General features: G+C 43.4%; 2 protein-coding genes. Both read right to left on the reverse strand.

The annotated features are described in order from the left end of the window. Window positions 1-109: 109 nt before the first annotated feature. Window positions 110-529 (reverse strand): F0F1 ATP synthase subunit epsilon, encoded by a 420-nt coding sequence (locus HT699_RS11415; RefSeq protein ID WP_000068041.1) that lies wholly within the window; start codon window positions 527-529, stop codon window positions 110-112. A gap of 10 nt (window positions 530-539) precedes the next feature. Next, window positions 540-1,946 (reverse strand): F0F1 ATP synthase subunit beta, encoded by a 1,407-nt coding sequence (gene atpD / locus HT699_RS11420; RefSeq protein WP_000094362.1) that lies wholly within the window; start codon window positions 1,944-1,946, stop codon window positions 540-542. Window positions 1,947-2,162: the final 216 nt, after the last annotated feature.

Consider the following 2,162-nt stretch of genomic DNA (forward strand, 5'->3'; position numbering starts at 1 on the left):
ACTGTGTTTTGAGCAACCTATGGCTAACTTCCTATGTTTGCTTTTTGATTTTTATTGAGTATAAAACACCATAAAAAAATGAACTTGGAATTTTCAAGTTCATTTTTTCTTATAGTCTATTTCCGACATTAATACGGTTAATGGCACGTTGCAGTGCAATCTTCGCACGACGTTCTTGGTCAATCAAGTGTTTGTCTTGTGCTTCTTCAATTGCACGTTCTGCACGAAGTTTGGCACGTTCTGCACGACTGATATCGATATCACGAGCACGTTCTGCAGAGTCAGCGACGATTGTGATCATATCATTGGCAATTTCAATAACACCGCCGTTTACTGCAATCCAGTTCACGTGATCTTCATCATCAATACGTTTTACCTTTACTTCATCAACTGCTAAAACCGCAATCATATTTTCATGTCGTGGCAAGATCCCCATCTCACCATCCAGAGTTCGAACCGATACATAGCTGGCATGGTGATCATAGACGAGACCATCTGGTGTCACGATCTGGACAGTTAACTGAGCCATAGATCACCTCTTAAAATCCCATTTTTTCAGCTTTTGCAATCACATCTTCGATAGAACCTACACCACGGAAGGCATCTTCTGGCAAGTGGTCGTATTTACCATCAAGGATTTCCTTAAAGCCACGTACCGTTTCAGTAACTGGAACATAAGAACCTGGCTGGCCAGTAAATTGTTCCGCAACGTTGAAGTTTTGTGACAAGAAGAACTGGATACGACGGGCACGAGCCACCAAGGTCTTTTCTTCATCAGAAAGCTCATCCATACCAAGGATAGCAATGATATCTTGCAATTCATGGTAACGTTGAAGGACACGTTTTACTTCTGCAGCAACTGCATAGTGCTCTTCTCCAACGATTTCAGGTGCCAAGGCACGTGAACTTGAAGCAAGTGGGTCAACGGCTGGGTAGATACCCAATTGTACCAACTTACGTTCCAAGTTTGTTGTTGAATCCAAGTGAGCGAAGGCTGTTGCTGGCGCTGGGTCAGTATAGTCATCCGCTGGCACATAGATAGCCTGGATAGAGGTTACAGACCCCTTCTTAGTTGATGTAATACGCTCTTGCAATTGACCCATTTCCGTAGCAAGGGTTGGTTGGTAACCAACGGCTGATGGCATACGACCCAAAAGGGCAGATACTTCTGAACCAGCCTGAGTGAAACGGAAGATATTATCAATAAAGAGAAGCACGTCTTGGCCTTCTACATCACGGAAGTATTCAGCGATTGTCAAACCAGTAAGGGCAACACGCATACGTGCTCCTGGTGGCTCATTCATCTGACCAAAGACCATGGCTGTTTTCTCAATAACGCCTGATTCTTTCATTTCCCAGTAAAGGTCATTCCCCTCACGAGTACGTTCCCCAACACCGGTAAATACTGAAATACCACCGTGTTCTTGGGCAATGTTGTGAATCAATTCTTGGATTAAGACGGTTTTACCAACTCCGGCACCACCGAAGAGTCCAACTTTACCACCTTTAAGGTAAGGGGCAAGAAGGTCGATAACCTTGATCCCTGTTTCAAGGATTTCAGAAGAGGTAGACAATTCATCAAAAGTTGGAGCTTTTTTATGAATTGGCTGACGCTCTGCATCTTCTGTAAAAGGAGCTTCCAAGTCAATGGTATCTCCCAAAACGTTGAAGACACGTCCCAAAGTTTCTTTACCTACTGGTACAGAGATTGGACGACCTGTGTCCAATACTTCCATTCCACGAGTCAAACCATCTGTTGATTCCATGGCGATAGTACGAACCATACCATCTCCCAACTCTAAGGCTACTTCAAGGACGATTTTTGTTTTTCTTTCGTCATTTTTGTAGACGACAAGTGCATTGTTAATCTCAGGAAGTTTTTCCCCTGCTGCAAACAAGACGTCTACAACGGGACCGATAACCTGAGCAATTTTACCTGAACTCATCTCCTTCTCCTATTCTATATAAGATACTGTCGGTTCCTAGTTCAACTAGGTCCTAATACTCTTCGAAAATCTCTTCAAACCACGTCAGCTCTATCTGCAACCTCAAAACAGTGTTTTGAGCTGACTTCGTCAGTTCTATCCACAACCTCAAAACACTGTTTTGAGCAGCCTGCGGCTAGCTTCCTAGTTTGCTCTTTGATTTTCATTGAGTATAAA

The organism is Streptococcus sp. 1055 (assembly GCF_013276815.1).
GTDB lineage: Bacteria > Bacillota > Bacilli > Lactobacillales > Streptococcaceae > Streptococcus > Streptococcus pseudopneumoniae.

Excerpts from the sequence above, each read along its gene's own strand:
- atpD (WP_000094362.1), bottom strand. The coding sequence starts at position 1,946 with ATGAGTTCAGGTAAAATTGCTCAGGTTATCGGTCCCGTTGTAGACGTC.
- HT699_RS11415 (WP_000068041.1), bottom strand. The coding sequence starts at position 529 with ATGGCTCAGTTAACTGTCCAGATCGTGACACCAGATGGTCTCGTCTAT.